The sequence below is a fragment of the Parabacteroides sp. AF17-3 genome, from assembly GCF_003635445.1.
GTDB lineage: Bacteria > Bacteroidota > Bacteroidia > Bacteroidales > Tannerellaceae > Parabacteroides > Parabacteroides goldsteinii.
Genome location: NZ_QTMM01000002.1, coordinates 339,779 through 363,523, shown reverse-complemented (window position 1 = coordinate 363,523; position 23,745 = coordinate 339,779). Strand labels below are relative to the sequence as shown.

The window sequence follows — 23,745 nt, the reverse complement described above, 5'->3', positions numbered from 1 at the left end:
TTAATACAGATTATCAATTGTTACTTGCATGCTGGTACGCAGCTGCATCACACCGGTAGTGATTAGTGTATCACCGGGTTGTACGCCATTAAGTACCTGTACATGGCTTTCCGTACGCAGGCCGATCTCTATTTCAGCGGGTTCAGCTACTCCGTTTTTATACAGGTAAACAACGTTCTTGCCCATTTCCGGAATCAGCGCTTCGCTCGGGATAGCCAGCGCATCCTTGATCTCACGCTTGGTGATCTCTACGGAAGTGTAACGGCCGGGGAAAATGCTTTCATTCGTATTGGGATACGTGGCACGCACCTTCAGGGTACGGGTCGTCATATCCATTTTACTTTCGACGGCATATACTTTCGCGTTGTAATCGCGCATGATACCGTTCGAATCTTCCAGGCGGAAGACGATCATCGTTCCGTTCTTCACATCGTTTGCATATCTTTCGGGAATGGAAAATTCGATTTTTAACGGAGATATTTTAGTCAGCTTGGTAATGACGGTTGTCGGAGAGACATAGGCCCCTTCGCTGACCGAGCGCAGACCGATGATCCCGTCGAAGGGAGCGCGCAGTTCGGTTTGCAGGATATTGGCTTTTACCAGGTCGATGTCGGCCATCAGCTTTTCATACTCAGTCGTTACCTGTTCGTAGGCCTCCTGGCTGACCGCATCTTTTTCCAGCAAGGTGCGCTGGCGGTATACCCTGTCTTTTGCCAACGGGATCTGGGCTTCCAGCTTCCTGAGCTGTGCCTGTAAAGGTTTATCGTTGATCTTGGCCAGCAGGTCGCCGGCTTTCACATGCGTTCCTTCACTGAAATAGATATTCACCACTTTTCCGGACGATTCGAAGGATAAGTCTACTTCTTCGTCGGGAATGATACTGCCTGTACTGATTACTTTGTCGGTCAGCGATTGGAATTTCAACACTTCGGCGTTAATGTTCAGCACTTGCTTCCGTGCGCCTGTTCCCGGTGCGGGAGCTACAACGGAATCCTTGCCTGATGCTGTCAACTGGTTCTTTATCTGTGGATAAATAATCATTCCTGCAATCATCAGGAAGATTGCGGCGGTAACGCCCCACTTCACTCTCTTCGTCATATTTTCAATGGTATCTACTTTAAAACTTATCAATAGGCATGTAAATATACACAACTCAATCGAGATATAGACAAACGGAATAAAAAAAGGTTTAATCGGTGGCGATAAATATCTCTTTTTTCTTGCGTCTTATTGTATTATTCACTATATTTATACCATTGAATAACGCTTAAAATTTAAGACTTATGGAAGAAATGAAATACGAAAAAACAAATTACAAAAGAGCGTATGGAGTGACCGAATTCGCCCAATTGTATTTCCCGGGTCGTACACCGATGGTTGCCTATCAACGTATGTGGGAATGGATACGCACTTCGCGCGGGCTGAAAGCGAAACTGGAAGCTGCCGGATGGGTGAAATTCCAGAAACTTTACACACCCAAACAGGTGGCGGTATTGATCGACCATCTGGGAGAACCTTAATGCACAGACCTTTTACGATCTGTTGCCAATAATCATCGCGGCATCCTGTCCGCCCTAAACACTTAGTACCATGAACATGGAATTAAACCAAACCGTTGAATGTACTTTCTTTGCTTCTGCGTTCAACGTCAACGATCTGCAAACAATAACTTTAGACCAGTACATCGACCAGATCAGAAGTAAAAAGTATGCCTCCGCTATCACCCGCCTCCGTGCCGAATATCTTGCCGGACATACGGAAGAAGGGGATAAGCGTAAAAAGAAACTTCCGCTGCTTGTTGCCGGAGGAATCATGAAAGGGGGACGAAAACGCGAACACCTGGTGCGTTACAGCCGTTGCATCATTGTCGATATCGACGGTGTGCCGACTTCGGCGGAAGATGTTCTCCGCCGGGCAGAAGGGTTGCCTTATGTCAAAGCCGGGCATATCAGTGCTTCGGGCAAAGGCGATAAACTTTTCATACTGGTGGACAGCGACCTCGACCTTCATCTGCCGGCTTTCGAAACCGTCTGCCGCAAGTTGGAAAACGACCTGCCCGGTATCGTGATCGATTACTGCGGGAAAGATCCTAACAGGGGATGCTTTGTCAGCTACGACCCAACTGCTTTTTATAAAGAGAAATCCGAAGTCGTACCTGTCAGGGCGGAAGCTCCGCCGGCACCGCAGAAACATGTTCCGGCTTCAGCCATCCCGTCTTCCGACGGAGCGCTGGGTAATTACATGAATAAGTTTGAGACCGACAATTCTTTTTCTTCCGGCAATCGCCATACGTTTGTCATGAAACTTTCGGGGGCCTTGAACGCTGCCGGATTCGAAGAGACCGAAGTGAAAAGAGAATGCCTGAGCCGCTATGCCGAACCGGGTTTTACGGAAAAAGAGATTGCCGGTATCGTTTCGGATATTTATACCCGGTATCGTTCGTCCCACGGAAGCAACCCTTATTGCCCTCCTGAGCACCGAAAACCGCATCAAAAACTCAAAAGCCTCAAAAGTTTACCTGATCCTCCCGACAGCGAAGAAGCGGACGAATTTGAAGAGGAAGGCGTTGATATAGAACCGGATGAAACCCTTCTTCCTCCTTTTCGGGAAGAGTTTTTCCAGTCGTTGCCATCCCTTATCCGGGACATTCTGGCGTATGCCCGCGATGATACCGAGCGGAGCGTCCTTTTGTTGTCGTCGCTGGCCATGTTGAGCAGCGTAACGCCCCATGTGCAGGGTTCCTTTGCGAGGAAAGAGTATCAGGCACCTTTTTACGGAGTAGTGATCGGCGAATCCGGAAGCGGGAAGGGCTGTGTCGCCTCCCTTTTTAAGCTGATTGCTTCGTGGCAACGCTATGTGTACGACAATTCACGTTGCGAGGTGAAAGAATATCTGAGGAAAAAGGAAGAGTATGAATTGTATCAGAAATTACTGCTGCGTTCGGGAGGAAAGAAACCAACTGGACTGGCTCCCGAAAATCCGGAACCGGTAAAACAGATGAATCTGAATATCTCCGGTTATACCTCGTTGGCGCGGATGATCGAGCAACTGGAAACGAACAGCCATTATGCTTCCTGCCTGTTTGAAACCGAAATGGAGGCTGTGACCAACACGCTGTTTCAGGATTATGGCAACTATGGTTATCTGCTGAACCAGGCGGCTCATCACGAACGGATCGGCAATTCCACCAAGACGAACGGTTCCCTGCTGGCTTCTTATCCGTTGCTGAGTATGTTGCTGACGGGTACGCCGGAGATGTTCCGTCGCCTGGTCCCTTCGGCGGAAAGTGGTTTGTTCAGCCGTTTGATGGTCTATAAGATTGCCGGGCATGGTGAATACCGTCCGCTTACTTCGGAAGATGACACTCCGGCGGCGGCCCATTATTTCGATAGCCTGGCGGAACGGGTGCTGGATATCGGCGTACACCTGGACAAACATCCTACCTGGGTGCATTTCAGTGATACGCAGCGTAAACGGCTGAACCGTTATTTCAAACAAGAATATAATAATGTACGTGTGTTCGGGCATGAAGATGTGGCTTCCGCTGTGTTGCGTTACCGGTTGGCTATCTTTCGTATTGGGATGGTGCTCACGGCGATTCGCAAAGGGGAGACACTGAGTGAGGAAAAAGATTGGGTGATCCGTGACGATGATTTCGAAGTGGCTTTCCATATCGGTACGATCTGTTTGCAACACACCTATGTGGTGAGCACTTCCCTAAAGAGGAATAAAAAGGAGTTGCGTTATAAAATGCCTTTCATTTCGCAGAAAATCTTCGCCGAGATGCCGGTAAAATTCAAGCGTGCGGAGATTCGTGACGCGGGACATGTCCTCCTTCTAAGCAAATCTTCGGTCGACCGTTTATTGACTTCGGCTGAGAAAAACGGCTTAATCGTTTCATTAGGAGCCGGTTATTTTCATAAAACAACCATAGGCAAGGAGATTTCCGTGCCGATAATACCCTAGGAAATTTTTGAGGCTTTTGACGCAATTAACTGTAGTTAACAATCGCTTTCCCAAAACCACCTTTTCCCCCAACGGGTAGTAACTGGTCTGAAAACGAGTAGGCATCGGGGTTCTGACGGGTAGGCAGCCATTTTTGACGGGTAGGCACCGGATAGGATATTCCTGAAAGATGAAATTTGTATATGATTTGAAATATAAAGTATAGGTGTAAAATTGAATGACTAAAAAAAACGTTCCTTTTTTCTCGCCATTGTTTTTCGCTTCTTTTATCTTTGTGTTCAAAAGAGCGATTTTCGTACTCACTTTGCTATTCTGTTGATAAGAAAGGATATAGGAAAGAAAAAAATATTTTGAAAATGATTGGAGGATTAAAAGAATGTGGTACCTTTGCTGGCGAGAAAAAAGGAACGTTTTCTCTAGTCATTGTTATAGAATCAATCAAATTTGAGACATATAAATATAGTATTAATTTTAAATTTTTTCGTATGCGAAACTTTACTAAAACAAAAGTGCTAACTCTTAGCGCTATGTTGGTTTTGGGCTCAGCATCGGTATTTGGACAGGTTGAAAATGCTCCTGCATGGGATGCTGCCAAATACGCAGGTTTGACTGCTGCTCAAAAACCTATTTTGTATGAAGCTGAAGGTAATGACGTACTGCCGGGTTTCCCTGGTAAGGCTGTAAATGTAGATGGCAAGAAAGTTTGGGGTAATGGTGTTTATTTCCGTGCTTTTAATGGAACTGCTACTACAGCTAATGTATATTATCCCAATATTACCGAAAAGCCGACAAACAATTATACCACTACTACGGTATGGCAAAGTGGTACTGACTCTTTAGGAATCTTCTTGGGTGACAGTCAGAGTGGTGAGTTGATGTTCGATTTGTCAACTAAATATATGACAAATGTACGTGAACTGAAAGTTAAGTTAAGTGCTGAGAACTTTGGTTTGGCTGCAACTTCTTCTGCTGATTGGCATGTAACAATTTCTGTTTTTGATTTGGAAGGTAACGCAGTAAAGAAAAGTGATATCTTTAAAGATGGTGCTGATGACGCTGCTGTTTTTAAATCAAATGGTGCAATCTTTGAAACAGGTGCTGCTGATGTAACAGATAAAGTAATCAATCTGTTCGATGTAGTAACTGACCCGATTACTGATCAGCAGATGTTTATTGAAGGTTCTTTGGATAATAAGTTGATCCAGGTGACCTTGTGGTCTGATTTTGTTGCCATTAAGGATGTAGAAGAAACCGGTTCTAAGAGCCATTTCGCTCCGGCATTGGTTGTTAGCGGTTTTGCTATGAATTTCGACGAACCGACTTTGGCTTTGACTGCTGATGTAACATCTTTTGAAGCAGGTTTAGGTTTAAAGAGCTGTACATCTGGTACTTTGGCGTTGAGCGCAGAAAATGTAAAGTTGCCTGCTAAAACAACAGCTGAAGATGCTTTTGTATGGACAAACGTAACAAATAACAACGATGTTGTTCGTGCTGAATTTGAAAAAGAATCAGATGGCGTTAAGTTGGAAGATGAAGTAACATATGATTTCCAACCGAAATCAATCGCTACTTTCTCTGGAAAATATGCTGCTAAGTTACCAGAAACAGATGTATTGAATCCTATCCGTTTGTCTGCTGAAACAGGATTAATTTCTGCAAACTCTGTTCCTGAATTAGCTTTCGCTAAAGATCATATCTTTTTTAATGAAAATTGCCAGACACAAGAAGTAGAAGTTGTGGGTAAGAATATTCCTGATCAGAAAACATATCCGATGGATTTCTTGGCATATGAAAAGATGACTTCTGATCAGTGGACTTCATATGGTAAAGTGAAAATAACTGACGGTATTAAATATTCTTCATGTGGTGTAATAGAAGAAGGTTCTAAATTGACTTTAGCGTTGAGAGAATGGACTAACGACATCACTCGTGAAGAAGCATGGAAAATCGCAGTGAATGCAGACTACAAACCGTTAGGTTTTGATGCTTATGGAAAATTCGGCTGGACATTGGCTGCAGCTAGAGTTGGCGCATTGTGGTTGACTTATGAAGGCGAAAACTTTGACGGTACAGTAGGTCGTTATACAGCCGACAATGTATTCTTCGCTCCTTATAATAAGAAAGATGCATTGGATAACTCTCGTTATGCTTCACGTGTTAAGAAATTGGTGTTGCATGGTAGCGAATTGAAACCTACAGGAAATGACGGTATCGCTAAAGTTCGTGTAACTTTACAGAATATTGCAAATGCAAACCAGAATGATACAGATAACCAGGAATTCCGTTTCAAATTGAGTGAAGATGGTGCTTGGGTAAATAACAATACGGATACATTGGAAATCAGCATCAATACATTGGACGATGCTAAGATGAAGCAGTTCCGTGAAGAAGGTCTTCCTATTTACGTACAGTTCGTTCCGAATAAGGATGGCTTCTTGGATCCTGAAAAAGCAAATGTAAAAGAATGGAATCCTGATACATATGAATTGCAAGTTTGGGCTGTAGGTGTTGAGTCTGAAAGCAATTGCCCGTTATGTGGTGTTGGTGTAGTTGCAGGTTTATATGGTGATACTCGTGCTAATCTGTGGAGTAATATCAATAACTTGAACCTTATCGACGAAATGCACAATTCTTATCGTCCTTCATTTGGTACAAATTTACCGAACTTAGTATATCCTGAATTCCAGAAATATTTTGGTAAGGTATATCAGGATGAATGTGATTACGTAAACCCATTGGCAGTAGACTCATTCTACGTAGCTGGTTACAACTTGGAAAAAGTAGTTAATGTAACTCGTAAAGCGAATGTAAGCGCATATCCGAATGCATTTAGTTATGTAATCAAAGATATGTTGAATGGTGGTGCAGCTGTTGATAAACTGACTCCGAACCAATATGGTGAAGTGTTAGGTTTAGTGGTTGTAACATTCAATCAAGCTACTAAAAACGGAGCTATGCATAGAGCAGAAGATTTGTTCACTGTTAAGTCTAACGAAAATGTAATGACTTGGACAAACGGTGAATTGAATCCGTTAGAACAGTTTAATTATATGCATTATGTAAACGAAGGTGAAGTATATGGTTTCATTTACAAACCGGAAATTACAATTACTCCTGCTACAGATATCACAGCTAATGTAGATTCAAAAGCTGATGTGAAGGTTGTTATCGAAGGTAAAGAATTTAACCCGCTGACTGCAACAGAAGCTATTAAGGTTTCTTTGGGTACAGTAAATTATGATAACCCATTTACTTTGACAGCTCCGGCAAATGTAAAGGTTGATGTGAACGGTTCTTTCACTACTACTGCTACTGTTCACTATGCTCCGACTGCTGCTACAGCATGTGCAAAAGAAAATGTATTGATCGTAGAGGCTAACTGCTTAACGAATGATTTGGCAATTGCTGGAGAACCGACTGTTGGAGATGAACTTCCTGTATTGCAACCGATGGTACACGGTGATATCGACGGTGCAACAGCTGTCTTGAAATGGGAAGGTATTCCGGGTGCTGACTATTATGTAGTACAGGTAGGTCACTTGGCTCCGAAGAATACATCTAAGAATGTCTTCATGTCTGAAGTATTGGCTAAGAGTAAAGGTTCTAACCAGAATAGCGATATTTTGTCTGTAGAGTTGTTCAACGGTACAGGTAAAGTAATCAATCCTAAAATGATTGTTAACTATTATCTGAAAGTAGTTCGTGAAGATAAAGCTGGTGACAAAGAAACATATTATGGTCACTTCAAGAATACAACTATCAATACATTCAATCTGCAAGGCGGTTGGACAAACAGTGCTGTGATCATCAGTGAATTCCGCGATAAGAAGGGTACAGATGAAAACGCAGGTAATCTTGTAAACATCACAATTAGCGATCAATATCGTTATAATGTATATCTGATGGAAGGTGAAAATCAGATCGACGTCTTCACATTCGGTGAAGCTGGTGCTCACTTAGCACGTAAGGCTTATAACGGTATGCCTGAAAACCAGGGTGAATTCAACATCACTGACTGGGAAACTATCAATACTTCTTTAGTTGATGGCAACGGTAATGCTTCTTATTGGTGGGAAGGGCCTGAAAACGTAGAGTTCAACTTGGTTGATGGTGCAGAATCTGTGAAAATTCATGCTGGTAACGAAGCTAACTATACGAAGGATGGCAAATACTTAACTGTAAATGTTAAGAACATGAAGCCGAATAGCTTGTATGATGTAACAGTTACAGCTTATCATCCTTGTCTGTTTGCTGATGGTAAAACTTTGTTAGCACAAGAATTCATTCCTACTTCTCAGTTCGTTGGTGACAATGTAGGTGAAATTGAAATCGAAGTTGGCAAGGAAGGTACTGTTACAGCTAACGATGAAATCAATGCTTCAGCTGTGAAGGTTGTTGCTGGCGAAGGTCAGATCACAATTGTTGGTGCAGCAGGCAAGAGAGTAGCTATCAACAATCTGCTGGGTCAGACAATTGCTAATACTGTTATCACTTCTGATGACGCTGTTATCAAAGCTCCTGCAGGTATAGTTGTAGTAGCTGTTGAAGGAGAAACAACAGTTAAAGCTATCGTAAAATAAGAAATTATTTATAATCAATAAATTAGAGTTGACTGCGCGATTCCGTAAGGAATTAATTAACCTGCGACAGGCGAACAAGTGGTCATATTAATACTAAAGTAATGAAATAAAGTTCTTCTGTTCTACCTCTGTGAAGAGTGAAAACAGACAAAAACAAAGCCCCGGCAGAATTTCCTGTCGGGGCTTTCGTATGAAATAGGGAAACAAAACCGGATCACTGAAGAAAAGTTCTAAAGTACTCGTGATATACAATTGTAATCAGGGCAACCGTACCAAAAGGATGTTCCAATTTAGAAAAAACTGAACTATCTACGGTGTCTTTTAACGAGGCGAGCCTCGTGCCGCAGGCTCTATTTTGCCGTTGGTTTCAACCAACGGTTCTAAATACAGGAGGCAAAGCCTCTTCCTCTGTGGGATTTATCCCCTTTCATTATACATATCAGGAAAAGGGGTTGAAACCCACAGAGGAATCCGGTAAAACCGGAAGGTTTATCTATCCGTCAGTTGAAACTGACGGCAAAAGAGAGCCTGCGGCATGGGGCAAAACCCCATTAAAGAAAATAGCTCAATTCTGACAAGATCTGAAACAAGTTATTTGGGTGTGGTTGCCCTGGTCTGAGATATCTGAAAGCTATTTATAATTACCAATACAATATCAACCCCGCAACCCCGGCCAATGCAATCATCAGTATCGGATGGACCTTGAACTTCCAGGTAAGGATGAAGGCGGCACCGAAGATCAGGAAACTTTTGTAGTCGATGAAGTTCTCTTTGTTCATCAACATGAGTGCAGCGGCGGCGATCAGTCCGACTGTGGCCGGACGTAAGCCCGTAAAGGCGGCAACGACATATTTGTTGTTCTTGAACTTGGCAAAAAAGTAGGAGATGACCAGTACCAGTATGAACGATGGCAAACATACGGCAAATGTGGTCAGACAGGAACCGAGGACTGCCATAAAAGGAGAATATCCGGCATTATGTATGGCCGTATAACCAATATAAGTCGCACTATTGATCCCGATCGGACCGGGTGTCATCTGAGAGATTGCGACAATGTCCGTGAACTCTTGCAAGGATATCCATTTATAGCGGTCCACTACATCTGCCTGTATCAGTGAGAGCATGGCATATCCGCCACCGAAACCGAAGATCCCGATCTTCAGGTAAACGTAAAGTAACTGTAACCAGATCATATCAATTTTTCTTTATCTTTAAACCATATACCAACCCGCCTGCAATGGCAACCAGGATGATCCATACCGGCGAAACGCCTCCTATCCAGATCAGCAACGCGGCTGCAACAGGGATAAGCATCGTGAGATAACTCAGTTTGATGGAACGTGCCGTAGTGATACAAGGCACGGCGATCAGCGCCACGACGGCGGGACGTAAGCCTTTGAATATCTTTTCAACCCATTCATTGTCCTGCACGCGGGTGAAAAACGTGGCGATCAGCAGGATAATCAGGAAAGACGGCAGGATTGTCCCGAGTGCGCAAACTACACTTCCCATACTTTTTTTCAACTTGTAACCGACAAAGATGGAGATGTTTACGGCGAAGATACCCGGTAACGACTGGGCAACGGAGAAAAGGTCGATGAAATCTTCTTTCGACAGCCAGCCGCGGTCTACTACCTCCCGTTGTATCAATGGCAGCATTGCATAGCCACCGCCTATCGTCCCCACACCAATTTTCAGGAAAGTAAGAAAGAGTGTCAAATACATTGTCATTTTTTTTTTAAGTCAGTGGCAAAGGTAGGAAACTTTTTTTAGTTAACGGATCAATCCAGCCACGGTGCCGGGTTCAGCTTGGTCTTTTCTTTCCAAAGCTGGAAATGAAGGATGGTGGCATTGCCACTCTCCGTATCGGTGAATATCTTTCCGATAGTCTGACGGGTGCTGACTTTATCGCCTGCCTTTACATAGACCTGGCTCAGGTTGCTGTATACGGTCAGGTAATTACCATGACGTATGATGACGGAATTATTGTAGCCGGGCACTACGAATACACGGGTTACTTCGCCATTGAAGACGGCACGGGCTTCGGCTCCGGGATTTGTCTGAATGTCGATACCGCTGTTGTTGGTGCGTACGTATTTCAGTTCCTGATGCTGTTGTTCGCCGAAGGTTCCGACGATCGTATAACGTCCGGCTACCGGGAAGGGCAGGCGGCCACGGTTGCCGGCGAAGTCGTCGGACAGTTTCTTTTCGGCGCGTGTCATGGCATAACCGCCTTTGGTATCGGCTACGCGTTCTTCCTGTACGGGCTCTTTGACCGGCTCTTTTCCTTCTGCTTTGGCCTTTTCGCGGGCACGGCGTTCACGTTCGCGGGCGGCCTTAGCTTCGGCTTCGGCACGGGCTATCTCTTCGGCAATCTGCTTTTCGATCTGACGGTTCAGGGCATTGGCTTGCTGCTGCTTCTTCCGGAGTTCTTCTTTCAGCTGCTTTTGTTTTTTGTTGAGTTGCTGTACTTCGGCTTTCTGGCTGGTTTCCTCGGTCTGGAGCTTTTGGCTCTCCTGTTCGCGGGTTCCCAGCAATGCGTTCTTTTCGGAACGTGTCTTTTCCAGTTCTTTTTGTTTGAGGGTGATCTCGGTTTGTTTGTCGATGATCTCGGTGGCCTGGAGCTTCTGCCAGTCGGCATATTCACGCAGGTAACGCATACGGCGCATGGATTGTGCGAAATTATCGGCGGAGAGGATAAAGAGCAGTTTATCCTGCGAACTGCGGCGTTTGTACATGCTTTGCATAGACTTGCCGTAGTTCTCACGTTTACCGTCCAGTTCTTTTTCCAGCTTATTGATCTCACGGCGGGAAGCGGTTATCTGGTTATCCAGTTCGCCTAGTTCCTGGTTGAGCAGGCTGATCACCTTTTTACGGGAAAGGATCTGCTGGGAGAGCAGATTCAGCCGGTTGAGGGTGTTCTGGGCTGTTTGCGTCGTCTCTTGCAGTAACTGGTTTGTCATTTCGACCTCGGCCAGCGCTTTCTTTCGCTGTTCTTCAAGCTGTCTCACCCGGGCGGACTTCTGTCCGAAGGCGGTCAGGGCAGATAACGTGAATATGACAAACCAAATGTACTTCATTTTTATTGCTGGCTGTTACTGATTGATTTTATGATTTGTGCAAAGGTAATACGTTTATACTTAGCCGGAATGGAAAAGTCCAGATTAACCGGAACATTCGTCTGGATGCGGGAGAAACGGAAAGCGATGCCTCCCTGCGACGAACCGTTTGCCAGGACCTGTACGTCCATCAGCATCGGGAAAGGCTGTCCTTCCGCCACGCGGAAATCGGAATAGTCCCATTGCAGGGCATATTGCTCGGACGGGTCGGTGATATAGGTGGAAAGCAACTTCTCTTCGCCGTCGGCAAAGAAGGTGTAAAGCAGTCCCATCGTGTCTTTGACCTTGATCTCGGCAGTCGAACCTTCCTGGTTCAGTTTGAAACGTTTGTACTGTTTGGGGTCTATCTCCTGTTTGCCGGGCAGGAAGATATGGTTGGTGAACAGTGCCTGGAGGTTATAAAAGTTAAATTCGATCGGTGTCTGGCCTTTCAGGTCGGCATAACGTTCGGCGACATACCGTTTGTTCATGCGGTCTACTACCTTTATGCTGTCGACGGTAAATTCGGCGCGGAAAACTTCGATCCCCAGGAATGGCTGTACGGATAGCTGGAAGGCGCTGTCCCTGACCATCTTCAGGTCGACACGCGAACTCATGTTGTTTTTGGCCGTTTTCAGTTCCGCATTCAGGCGTGCCGTCATCGTATTGAACTGAAAAGAATGTTCTTCCATGGCCTCGAAAAACTCGTCGTGAGCCTTGGCACTGCCGGAGGCTACCGTCCCGACTTTCTTTGATGTTTTACAGCCGGACAAGAACAGGATGATCAATAAGATAAAAGCCAGACTTACCCATTCCCGTGCTTGACACGGGATCGCAAAGGTGCCGGCCTTTAACCGTTGGTTCTTCTGTGGCCCCGCGTCGGGCGCGGGGACATGGGTTGTCATCCTTTTCATTTTGCTTCCTCCTCTTCGATATATTTGCCTTCTATGATCTTGCGGTCGAGTATTTCGCTTTCTTTACCCATTTCGCGGGCCTTTTTCCATTGTTCTACGGCTTTGTCCTTGTCTCCTATCATATACAGGATGTCGCCGTAATGGTCTACCAGTTCCGAACTTTTCGTCGTGTCTTTCTCCAGGGCGCTTTCGATGTAGATCTTGGCCAGGGTGTAGTTGCCCTGTACGAAGAATATCCATGCGTATGTGTCCAGATAGGTCGCATTGTCCGGTTCGAGCTTGATGCACTGGGCGCTCATGCGTTCCGCCTTTTTCAGGTCTTTTTTATCCAGGGAAAGGAAATACGCGTAGTTGTTGAGGACGACGATGTTGTTGTCGTTGTATTTCAGTGCTTCGTCGTAAGCCTTGTATGTCTGGTCCATTTGTTTCATCTGATAGTAGATGTCGCCGATCTGTCCGTAGAAATCGGATTTAAGCCGGGGATTATCCGTCGGGATGATGTTGATACCTGCATAGTAGGTGTTCAGGGCTTCCTGGTATTTCTCCTGCTGGTAATAAGCGATACCCAGATAGAAATAATATTCGGGTGCATCCGGGAACAGTTCCTGGCATTTGGTACAGATACGGATCACTTCGGGAATATCTTCGGCTTTCAGCGACATATTCAGCAGTTGTTGCCAGGCAGCGGCGTTTTCGGGCTCCATCTCTGTGATAAGCTGGAACTGGAAACGGGCTTCATCCGTTTTCCCCTGCGTGATCAGCAGGCTGCCGTACATCTGTTTCAGGTCGGTGTCTTCCGGATGTTGTTCGAGCAATGTCTGGAACAAAGCGTTGGCGCTGTCCGTCCCTTTCTTCGTCTGTTGCAACTTCAGGATATAACGGGAGAGGATGGCGACTTTGGTGTCTACGTCGAGTTTTTCATTGATCAGGGCGTTGCGTATCTGCGTTTCGGCGGCATCCTTGTTGCCGGTCGCTTCGTAGTAGTTGGCCATAGAGACGATGTAGTAAGGGTTACCCGGGTCGATCTCATGGGCTTTCTGGTAGTAGGCGCGGGCCTTTATCGTGTCGTTCTTTTCCAGGTGAAGGTCACCCAGGATGATTTGGTAGCGGGCTTCCATCGGATATTTGATAGCCAGCTTTTCTATTTCGTTGAAAGCGGCATCCGATTGTTCCAGCTGGTTGTAGAGCTTGTATTTCTGCATGGAGAGCGCCTCGTTCATGCCGATGGACGATTCGAGGGCGTTGTAGGCATCGATTGCCTTGCCGGTTTCGCCTTCCTGTGTCAGTGCTTCTGCCAGGTAATAGTTCAGTTCCGGTTTTCCGGGAAAGGCTTTTACCAGTTTCTCATATTCCTCGGCTGCTTCTCCGTACATACCCAGGTTGCGGCTGATAGTAGCCAGTGCCATCCGGTAGGTGAAGTTGTCCGTACTATTGGCTACGGCACGCTGCAACATCTCGACCGCCTTTTCCGGCCGGTTCATCTGCACATAGAACGATGAAAGTTCATACAGTACAGGAGATGCCGTCGAGTCGATGGCCATGCAATGGTTGAAAGCGTCGAAAGCGGCATCGAACTTTCCGGCTGTTTTCAGGTTCAGCCCTTCGAAAAAGAAATAGTCGAATTTCCGTTGTTCGGCTTCACTTAATTCTTTTGCCTTGGTGGGAGTGTCTTTCCGGGTCTCTTCTGCATGCAAGGGGTTGATTCCCGTCAGCAGGAGGAGTGAAAAAAGTATCCCGTATATTAGTTGTTTCAACATATATCTTATTCTATGTTCTTATTTTAATCTGATTTGTTACGGTAGTCGTCAACGGTAACTGACGGCTTCCGTCAACGAGGGGTGACGACCTCCGTCAAAAGGAGGGGTTATTTCTTGCCCGTATGTCCGAAACCTCCGGCTCCCCGTTCCGTATCGTCCAGGACCTCTACCGGCTTCCAGTCGATCTGGCTGTAGGTGGCGATTACCATCTGGCAGATACGCTCCCCGTCGTTCACGGTGAACGGTTCGGAAGAGAGATTGACCAGGATAACGCCGATCTCGCCACGGTAGTCCGCATCGATCGTTCCCGGCGTATTCAACAGAGTGATACCGTGTTTCAATGCCAGGCCGCTGCGGGGGCGCATCTGTGCTTCGTAACCTTCGGGCAGGGCAATATATAATCCGGTCGGGATCAGCTTACGTTCCAATGGTTTCAGCACTACGGGTTCTGTCAGGTTTGCACGGATATCCATACCTGCCGACAATTCTGTTGCATAGGCAGGCAGTGGGTGATGTGATTTATTAATTATCTTTACTTCCATATTATATCTTGATTTTGAGGGACGAAGATAGTACAAATATCAGTTCTGCCAGTCACCGTTCTCTTTTATTAACTGAACTAAACGTTCTACTGCATCTTCTTCGGGGATGTTTTTCAGCACGCATTCTTTGCCTTTGTAGAGGCTGATCTGCCCGCGTCCCGCACCTACATAACCGTAGTCGGCATCAGCCATTTCGCCGGGACCGTTTACGATACAGCCCATGATGCCGATCTTCAATCCTTTCAGGTGGGAAGTGGCTTCTTTGATGCGGGCAATCGTCGTTTGCAGGTCATAGAGCGTACGTCCGCAACTCGGGCAGGAGATATATTCTGTTTTGCTGATGCGCGAACGGGTTGCCTGGAGGATGCCGAACATGTAACTGTCGGTGACCAGGGCTTCGCATTCATCGTTATTATGCAGCATGATGCCGTCGCCGAAACCATCGAGCAGCAAGGTGCCGAAGTCGGCCGCAGCTTTGAGTTGCAGGGCTTCTTTGTCCGGTTCGTGATAGTCGCGGTGAAGGATGACGGGGATATCGCAGCCGGCTGCCAGTAATTTGTGCATGGCTGCACGTTGCGATCCGACACCGTTGCGGTGGTGGGTACTCAGGACTGCCACGGCTGTTTTATCCTGTTTCAGTATCTCCAGCGTCTTGTCCGTCAGGTTATTGTATGTCAGGCGGATGAATTTCAGCGGAGAGTTGTATTCTTTCATCTCCTCTATTTCGGAAGCGATGAAGTAAGGGTAGGCATTCGGACGTTCTTTCCAGAAATGGGCATCTACCAGCATGCGGAAGTTGTCGGGAAGATTGTCCGGGTCTTCTTTGCCGATGTATATGTAATCGGGCAGGGAAGAATAATCGAATTCGAAGTCACCGTTGCTACGGTCGGAGATGACAACGGGAGGGAAATTGCCTCCGATGCCTTCCGTTACCCGGCTGATGCGGCGTGTGGCTGTTACCGGGTCGTATCCGGGAACTGCCTGGGCGGTAATCGGCCTGTGCTCCCGGAGTTCCAGTATGTAGTTTACCAGTTTGCGGGCAACCGGTATTTCTGCTTCCGGGTCTTCGCTGAGGGATACGCGGATGGTATCGCCTATTCCGTCGGTCAGCAGGGCGCCGATACCGACAGCACTTTTAATGCGGCCGTCTTCACCGTCACCGGCTTCGGTCACTCCCAGGTGGAGCGGGTAGTGCATGTCTTCTGCCTCCATGGTACGGACGAGCAGACGTACGGTGCGGACCATGACAACCGTGTTGGATGCTTTGATGGAGATTACCACGTCCGGGAAATTCTCGTCCCGGCAGATACGCAGAAATTCCATGCAGGAGGCAACCATTCCTTCAGGGGTATCACCATACCGGCTCATGATACGGTCGGACAGTGAACCATGATTTACGCCAATGCGGATGGCGGTTCCGTGTTTTTTACAAATGTCGAGGAAAGGGACAAAACGGTCGCGTATCTTCTGCAATTCGGCGGCATATTCTTCGTCGGTGTATTCCAGAAGGTCAAATGTTTTTATTTTGTCAACATAGTTACCGGGGTTGATACGTACTTTTTCCACCACTTCGGCGGCGGCATCGGCCGCTCTGGGGTTGAAATGTATGTCGGCAACGAGTGGGGTGGTATATCCCTGGGCATTCAGTTCTTTCCGGATCTCTCCCAGGTTGCGGGCTTCGCGTTCTCCCTGTGCGGTGAAACGCACATATTCGGCTCCGGCTTCGATCATGCGGATGGCCTGGCGGACAGAGGCTTCGGTGTCCATGGTGGATACATTGGCCATGGATTGGATACGTATCGGGTTCTCGCCACCCAACGGGGTGTTTCCTATATTGACAACAGATGATTTACGGCGACTGTAATTAAAATAATCCATTTACTAGTTTGTTTTGGGGAACATGGCCGGAGCGTCCGATGGTATCTGTTTCCCCTCTTGAGAGGGGATAAGGGGGGTGTTATCTTTTCGCCTTATTACTGGCTTTAACACACCCCCTGCCCCCTCTCAAGAGGGGAAAAGTTACCTTTCAGTCGCTAAAAACAGGCTATATTCCAACAATCTGATTAATTAGTTTTGTATTTAAAAGATACTTTCGCTAACTCTTCGTTGGCTTTTACGATCTTTTTCTTCAGATTTTCCTTGTAATCGGCCAGCTTGCCCTGGAGTTGTTCGTCTCCTACGGCAAGCATCTGGACTGCCAGGATTCCGGCGTTTAATGCTCCGTTGATACCGACAGTGGCAACAGGAATTCCCGGAGGCATCTGTACGATAGCCAGCAGGGCGTCCATACCGTCGAGTGTAGAGTTGATAGGCACACCGATTACCGGAACGGTAGTCATGGATGCAATCACGCCACACAGGTGTGCAGCCATACCGGCTGCGGCGATAATAACTTTAATACCACGGTCTTTGGCTCCTTTGGCAAAGGCTTCCACTTCAGCCGGAGTACGGTGGGCAGACAAGGCGTGCATTTCGAAAGGAATCTCCATTTCGTCCAGCAACTTGGCTGCTTTTTCCATTACGGGCAGGTCGGAAGTGCTGCCCATGATAATACTTACTACCGGTGTCATTTATTTTGCGATCAGTTGTTCGTATTCGGCAGCCGACAGCAGGTCGTCCAGTTCAGAAGGGTCAGACATGGAAATCTTGATCAACCATCCGTTTCCGTAAACATCTTCGTTTACCAGTTCAGGTTTGTCTTCCAGTTCGGAGTTTGCCTGGATCACTTCTCCGCTAACCGGCATGAACAGGTCGGAAACAGTTTTTACAGCTTCGATTGTACCGAAAACTTCTTCTTTGGCAACGACTTCGCCTTCAGTGGTGATGTCTACAAAAACGATTTCGCCTAATTCGCTCTGAGCATAGTCAGTGATACCGATATAGGCAACTTCGCCGTCTACACGAATCCATTCGTGATCTTTTGTGTACTTTAAATCAGCAGGAAAGTTCATAACTTTAGTGTTTTTATTAGATGAATAAATAGATATAACTCAATAATGAGGCTACAAAGGTACATATAAAACCGAGACAAAAGCCGGCATATACCTGCATAGGAGTATGCCGTTTTAAAAAGATACGTGAAGTACCGACCAGCCCGGCTGCCAGCAGTATGATAATGAATCCCCAGTAAGGATTTATCAGGTGGATGCGCGCAACACCCATGATTCCTCCGAGAAGTCCTCCGATGCCCAGCGCATGGGCACTGATCTTCCAGAAGAAGTTAATGCACAGGGAAAAGAGCAATGCTACGCAGGCCCCCATCAGCAACGAGAGGAACCAGAACGGGATCATCATCTTGTACATATAAAATATACAGACCATGATGGAGGTGATGATGATCAGGTAGGGAACTACCCGTTCTTTGCGGTCTGTCAGTTCCAGGTCGCCGGCGGCCCCGTTCTTGACCATCAGAAAGATGAAAATTCCCGGAACGACGGCTGTCGACAGGAAGGCTCCGCCAACCAGAAACAACTTCATGGTGGGCGGGTAGATCGCCAGGTATGTGAATGACAATGCCAGAATGACTCCATACGTTATCATTAGTAACGGGTGGAACATGCCGGATATTATATTTGAAAACAATCTCATAACGCTTCAAATTTATATTTCTTTTCTGAGCCTTGCAACCGGAATGTCTAGTTGTTCCCGGTATTTGGCCACTGTGCGGCGGGCGATCACATAACCTTTCTCTTTGAGGATCGTGGTGAGTTCCTCATCTGTGAGCGGTTTGCGTTTATCCTCGCTGTCTATGTGTTCTTTCATTATCTTCTTCACCTCACGGGTGGATATTTCCTCGCCGCTGTCGGTTTGCATCGATTCGGAGAAGAAGAACTTCAGGGGGTAGATGCCGAAATTGGTTTGCACGTATTTACTGTTGCTAACCCTCGAAATGGTCGATATGTCGTATCCCGCACGTTCGGCCACGTCTTTCAGTATCATCGGGCGCAGGGTCGCATCGTCTCCCGTCAGGAAAAAGTCCCGTTGCAGGAGGATGATGGCTTCCATCGTACGCTGTAATGTTTCCTGGCGCTGTTTGATAGCGTCGATAAACCATTGTGCGGAATCCAGCTTTTGTTTTACGAACTGCACTGCTTCACGCATTTTGGAAGTCTGGTTGGCCTTATTGCCGGTGTAGTCCTGAAACATTTCCGCATATTCACGGCTGATCTTCAGATCCGGAATATCCCGGTTGTTCATGCTCAGGATCAATTCGCCGTTCACCGCCTCGACCAGGAAATCCGGAATGACCTGGCTCATGGCTGCTTCCATAGAACCACCCCAACTGCTGCAAGGTTTAGGATCGAGAGCAATTATTTCGTGAATAGCCTTTTTCAGCGTGCCTTCGCTGATGTTGAGGCCGCGCATGATCTTGTCGTAGTGCTTGCGGGTAAATTCCTCGAAATATTCCGTGAGGATATGGATAGCCATCTTTACTCCGGGCGTCGACTCTTTACGGTCGAGTTGGAGCAATAAACATTCCTGCAGGTTGCGGGCTCCGACTCCGGCGGGGTCGAAATCCTGTATGATGGTGAGCACCTCTTCTATTTCTTTCTCGTTAACGTCCTGTCCGGCCTGGAAAACCAGGTCGTCGGCAATGGCGGAGAGTTCGCGACGCAAGTAACCGTCGTCGTCTATATTTCCGATAATATATTCGGCAATCTTCATTTCCTTTTCCGGCAGGTCACGCAATCCGAGCTGTTGCAGCAGATATTCGTTCAATGACTGGCTTACGGAAAAAGGAATATCTTCCTTGCGGTCGGTTTTCTCGCTTATCTCGCGGAGCTTGTAATCCGGGATATCGTCTTCACTCATATAGTCTCCGAGTGAGAGGTCTGTATCTGTTTCGTTTGTAGTTATATCATCAACACCCTCGTCGTCAGTCCGTTCAAAGTCGTCCGCAATATCCTTTCCTTCCTCCAGGGCAGGATTATCCTCCAGTTCGTGCTTGATTCGTTCTTCCAGCTCGATAGCGGGAAGTTCCAGAAGCCGTATTAACTGGATCTGCTGCGGAGATAGCTTTTGCTGTAACTTTTGTTGTAACTGTTGCTTCAACATATTTAAAATCGTCTACATTAGAACATGCAAATATAACTTTTTACGCTGAACACGCTTATGATTAAAAGCATAATTGTTCTAAAGAAACGGCCTTCCGGGCGATTTCCAGTGAATATTAACATGTCTCGACGTGAATTAGTTCCTTGAAATGCCTTAAAAATCAAAACTATTCAATATTTTTGCGTTTATAAAGAATTACCATATGATGTCAACACTAACAAAGAACAAATATAACCGATTATCCAAAGAGGAACTGATACTATTATTAGAAGCACGTGACAATGAACGGAAGGCCGATACCGGCAGTTCTTTTGCTGAAGCTTCCAATATCAAGCGTATTATTTCCGAGGTACTTGTATTGCTGTTTAATGAAGAACGCCAGCCGATAGAGAAGGCCATGAGTTTGCTCCTGAACTTTTTCAATGCAGACTGGGGATATGTAGCTATTTTTGAAAAAGACGGGCGGACAGCCTATTTCCCTTACGAAGTGATGAGCGAATGGGTGGAAGTCCCCAAAGAGAACCATTCGGAACTGACGGACGAGACTATCCCCTGGATCATGGAAACAGTAAAGGACGGACGTGATATCGTCATGTGCAGCATGAGCGACCTGCCTCCGGAAGCGGAAACGGATAAAAAGCTGTTTGAGTTGCAGCACCTGAAATCCATGCTTATTATTCCGCTTTCTTTCCATAATAAAATACAGGGGTTTATTGGTTTTGATTCTGTTCGTGTACAACGTTTCTGGACTGCTACGGAAATCGAAGACTTACATATTATAGCAAGTATCTTTTCCCTGATCATCGAACGTCGGGAGACACAAGCCAGCCTGGAAGAATCGAGGAAACATTTGGCGGAACTCAGCATCAAATTTAAACAGTTCTTCAATAATTTGCCTATCGGGGTGGAACTATATGACTCCGAAGGTTACCTGATCGATCTCAATGAGGCTGATGCCCGTATTTTCGGCTCTGCCCGCAAAGATCTTTTAGGCATTAATCTTTTCAGGAACCCGGCTATTCCGGAGAAAATACTGAAGGGGATAAAGAGCGGACGGGCGTTTAGTTTTCCATTCGTCTATGATTTTAGTATCATACAGAATACCAGCTATTATCCATCGGCTTTCGTAGACCAGGTCAAATATCTTCAGATAAAGGGAATAGGACTGAATGATCCGGAGTTCGGGCTGGTCGGATACCTGCTAATCATTTCAGATAACACGGATATGCAACTTAAAGCGGAACAGACCCGTAACAACCTGGCTATTTTGAAAGCCGTTCTGTTGTCCGGTCGTTCAATAGTCGGTGAGTATAGTGTGGAGGAGGATGAACTGTATATAGACCCTGTGTTGAATGACCATTCCAGTTCAAATCCTTTGTTCAATTATCTGAAGACACATAATTATCTGTCTATTCAGGAGTTGTGGGATTTGGGGCAATTCAGTTCTATCCCCGGGAATGATATGGGACCTCTTTTGCAGGTTATCCGCGGAGAGACTGATAATTGTAGTTTTGTATGTAAAATGTTTGTCCGGACGGTTCCCACATGGATTCGTATAAATGCCCAGGCGCACAAAATCAATAAAGACGGGCATCCCAGCAAAGTCGTTTGTTATATAACGGACATAACGGGAGAGAAACTGCTGGAAGAGAATTTGCAGCAGGCCCGTGACGAATCGCGTAAGAATGAACTGGAAATGCAAAAGGCCCGTGAGGCAGATATGCTGAAATCTACGTTTCTGGCCAATATGAGCCATGAGATCCGTACGCCTTTGAATGCCATTGTCGGTTTCTCCGGTATCATTGCTGAAATGGATGATGAAGAGGGAAAGGATGAATATGTGAAGATTATCAATACAAATTGCGACCTGCTTCTTCGTCTGGTCACCGATATCCTTGATTTCTCAAAGATCGAATCGGGAATGATGGATTATTCGCTGGCAGATGTCAATATAAAGGAAATATGTGCAGAACAATATAAAGTACATTCCCTGAAAGTCCAGGAAGGCGTCTCTATGCGGTGCGACCTGAATGCTTTGCCGGACAAAATACTCCATACCGACCCCAAGCGAGTTACGCAAGTGGTCTCCAACTTACTGTCGAATGCCATCAAGTTTACCGAACAAGGATCTATCACCCTTTCCTATCGTGTGGAAGAGGATCATGTCTTGTTTGAAGTCAGCGACACCGGTATCGGTATTTCAGCCAGGCATATCGAAACGATTTTCGAACGGTTTACCAAAGTCGATTCTTTCAAGCAAGGTACTGGTTTAGGCTTGTCTATTTGTAAAACGATCGTCAATGCCTTACGCGGTGAGATCGGTGTGGATTCAACGCCTGGCGTGGGTTCAAGGTTCTGGTTTACACTGCCTTGTGAATAAAAAAGAAAGAAAGGAAACAGGTATAAGAGCTACATAATCAAAAGTTTTTGCATATATTTGTCGGAAACAGAACGTGTTTTTAGGACAGACGCCGGGAACTAAGACCAAATTTGAAAAACGATTATGTATGAAAAATGACCTGTTATATGAAAATCTTGTAACGGCTATTAAAGACAAGTTTCCGGGACGAGGCGTGCTGACAAATAAGTTGGCCGACCTTCTGATGCTGGAAAAGGAAGCCGTTTATCGTCGGTTGAGAGGCGATGTCCCTTTTACCATCTTCGAAATTGCTACCATTGCTGCCAAGCTGGATATTTCGTTGGATCATATCATTGGCTGTTCTTCGGGTAAGAGCAGGCCGTTCCAGATGAAAATGGTAAACTTCCTGAATCCGAGCGAAGAGGATTATGAGATGCTCGAAAACTTTGTGAATGAGTTGAGGTATCTCAAGGATGATCCGAATTCAGAAGTGGGCGGGGCGTTGAATATTCTTCCTCAGTCGTTGGTGTTAGGCTACAGACATATTTATCGGTTTTACCTGTTCAAATGGATTTATCAATGTGGGAATGTTATGCCTGCCCGGTACAGCCAGATTGAACCACCTGTCCGGCTGCAACTGATTAACAGCGAGATTGTAACGGAGGTTTGCCAGGCAGCCAATGCGTACCATATAATGGATAGCATGACATTCCTGTACCTGGTGAATGATATTAAATATTTTGCCAGCATCTACCTGATTACCCGGGAGGAGATAAATGTCCTGAAGAAGGAACTGATGATCTTTATTGATGATCTGGAGACTTTGGCTGCCAGAGGTTTCTGGAAGGAAGGCAAGAATATCCATTTTTTTGTCAGCAGTGTTAACTTTGAAACCAGTTACAGTTATGTGGAAACGCAACATTGCCATCTGACGATGCTTAAATCTTTCACACTGAACGACGCGACATCTCCTGACGAAGCTATATTCCAACGGATGAAGCAGTGGATGCAATCCCTGATCCGTACTTCTACCCTGATCTCCCGAAGCGGAGAGAAAGACCGTATCGTCTTTTTTGAAGAGCAGCGGCGGATAGTAGATATGCTATAAGTTTTGCAGGGGGCTAAAAGGGTGGAAAACGCCCCTTTTAACTGTTAAAATTAGCAGTTTTTGTCTGTATTGTATAAAGTTTTGTGTTCTAAAACAATTTTTAGCTACAATGCCCGGATGGCTTAACATATATTGTCTGTAAAAGACTTGACAAAGGCTTGCTACAGCCTTATCTTTGCATTGTGGTTTTTTCATAATAGTATTAGATTTAAGGTTAACAAAGTTGGTTAGGGCTTGTCGTGAGACAGGCTTTAATTGTTTATAGACCTTTCCTTCTCTTTGCCACTCTCCCTGTTTACTTCTCTCCTGACCTATATGGGATTACTCTATAAGGAATTTGAAGTATCATATATTATGATATTATAA

Annotated in this window: 17 protein-coding genes; 5 read left to right on the top strand and 12 right to left on the bottom strand. The window is 46.0% G+C overall.

Going from position 1 to position 23,745, the window contains the following annotated elements:
- Entirely contained in the window at positions 1–1,098 is a 1,098-nt protein-coding gene (locus tag DWW91_RS03715) for an efflux RND transporter periplasmic adaptor subunit (RefSeq protein ID WP_122326987.1), read from the bottom strand.
- A gap of 185 nt (positions 1,099–1,283) precedes the next feature.
- Between DWW91_RS03715 and DWW91_RS03710 the strand changes: the two genes are divergently transcribed.
- The 3 genes from DWW91_RS03710 (at position 1,284) to DWW91_RS03700 (ending at position 8,546) form a co-directional block, all read left to right on the top strand.
- On the top strand, positions 1,284–1,520 hold the full coding sequence (locus DWW91_RS03710) for a DUF4248 domain-containing protein (RefSeq protein ID WP_122326986.1): 237 nt from the start codon (positions 1,284–1,286) through the stop codon (positions 1,518–1,520).
- Positions 1,521–1,590: 70 nt separating this feature from the next.
- Positions 1,591–3,966 carry a DUF3987 domain-containing protein gene (locus tag DWW91_RS03705; protein WP_122326985.1) on the top strand — a complete coding sequence of 792 codons (2,376 nt, stop codon included), beginning with the start codon at positions 1,591–1,593 and terminating at the stop codon, positions 3,964–3,966.
- A gap of 485 nt (positions 3,967–4,451) precedes the next feature.
- Complete coding sequence (locus DWW91_RS03700; protein ID WP_122327084.1) at positions 4,452–8,546, top strand: DUF6383 domain-containing protein; 4,095 nt, start codon at positions 4,452–4,454, stop codon at positions 8,544–8,546.
- A gap of 641 nt (positions 8,547–9,187) precedes the next feature.
- On the opposite strand, the gene DWW91_RS03690 is transcribed toward DWW91_RS03700, so the two are convergent.
- The 11 genes from DWW91_RS03690 to rpoN form a co-directional block, all read right to left on the bottom strand.
- Complete coding sequence (locus tag DWW91_RS03690) at positions 9,188–9,739, bottom strand: chromate transporter (RefSeq protein ID WP_009860140.1); 552 nt, start codon at positions 9,737–9,739, stop codon at positions 9,188–9,190.
- 1 nt (position 9,740) lies between these two features.
- Positions 9,741–10,271, bottom strand: coding sequence for a chromate transporter (locus tag DWW91_RS03685; protein WP_122326983.1), 531 nt, complete (start codon positions 10,269–10,271; stop codon positions 9,741–9,743).
- A gap of 56 nt (positions 10,272–10,327) precedes the next feature.
- Positions 10,328–11,626: a murein hydrolase activator EnvC gene (locus DWW91_RS03680; protein ID WP_122326982.1), complete on the bottom strand. Its 1,299-nt coding sequence runs from the start codon at positions 11,624–11,626 to the stop codon at positions 10,328–10,330.
- A 2-nt stretch (positions 11,627–11,628) separates the two neighbouring features.
- Positions 11,629–12,558, bottom strand: coding sequence for a DUF4292 domain-containing protein (locus tag DWW91_RS03675; protein ID WP_233584398.1), 930 nt, complete (start codon positions 12,556–12,558; stop codon positions 11,629–11,631).
- On the bottom strand, positions 12,555–14,315 hold the full coding sequence (locus DWW91_RS03670) for a lipopolysaccharide assembly protein LapB (protein ID WP_122326981.1): 1,761 nt from the start codon (positions 14,313–14,315) through the stop codon (positions 12,555–12,557). The genes DWW91_RS03675 and DWW91_RS03670 overlap by 4 nt, the downstream gene beginning before the upstream one ends.
- A 107-nt stretch (positions 14,316–14,422) precedes the next feature.
- Positions 14,423–14,857, bottom strand: coding sequence for a dUTP diphosphatase (dut, locus tag DWW91_RS03665; RefSeq protein ID WP_028730301.1), 435 nt, complete (start codon positions 14,855–14,857; stop codon positions 14,423–14,425).
- A 39-nt stretch (positions 14,858–14,896) separates the two neighbouring features.
- Positions 14,897–16,735: a 4-hydroxy-3-methylbut-2-en-1-yl diphosphate synthase gene (locus tag DWW91_RS03660; RefSeq protein WP_122326980.1), complete on the bottom strand. Its 1,839-nt coding sequence runs from the start codon at positions 16,733–16,735 to the stop codon at positions 14,897–14,899.
- Between the two features lie 185 nt (positions 16,736–16,920).
- Entirely contained in the window at positions 16,921–17,427 is a 507-nt protein-coding gene (purE, locus tag DWW91_RS03655; RefSeq protein ID WP_122326979.1) for a 5-(carboxyamino)imidazole ribonucleotide mutase, read from the bottom strand.
- Complete coding sequence (gene gcvH, locus DWW91_RS03650) at positions 17,428–17,808, bottom strand: glycine cleavage system protein GcvH (protein WP_009860132.1); 381 nt, start codon at positions 17,806–17,808, stop codon at positions 17,428–17,430.
- Positions 17,809–17,824: 16 nt separating this feature from the next.
- Entirely contained in the window at positions 17,825–18,445 is a 621-nt protein-coding gene (locus DWW91_RS03645; RefSeq protein ID WP_009860131.1) for a phosphatase PAP2 family protein, read from the bottom strand.
- A 12-nt stretch (positions 18,446–18,457) separates the two neighbouring features.
- A complete protein-coding gene (rpoN, locus tag DWW91_RS03640) occupies positions 18,458–19,912 on the bottom strand; it encodes an RNA polymerase factor sigma-54 (RefSeq protein ID WP_009860130.1) in 1,455 nt (484 codons plus the stop codon).
- 202 nt (positions 19,913–20,114) lie between these two features.
- On the opposite strand from rpoN, the gene DWW91_RS03635 reads away from it, so the two are divergent.
- Both DWW91_RS03635 and DWW91_RS03630 read left to right on the top strand, forming a co-directional pair.
- Positions 20,115–22,292, top strand: coding sequence for a GAF domain-containing sensor histidine kinase (locus tag DWW91_RS03635; protein ID WP_010800964.1), 2,178 nt, complete (start codon positions 20,115–20,117; stop codon positions 22,290–22,292).
- Positions 22,293–22,419: 127 nt separating this feature from the next.
- Positions 22,420–23,379, top strand: a complete 960-nt coding sequence (locus DWW91_RS03630; RefSeq protein WP_122326978.1) for a helix-turn-helix domain-containing protein — start codon at positions 22,420–22,422, stop codon at positions 23,377–23,379.
- Positions 23,380–23,745 lie beyond the last annotated feature (366 nt).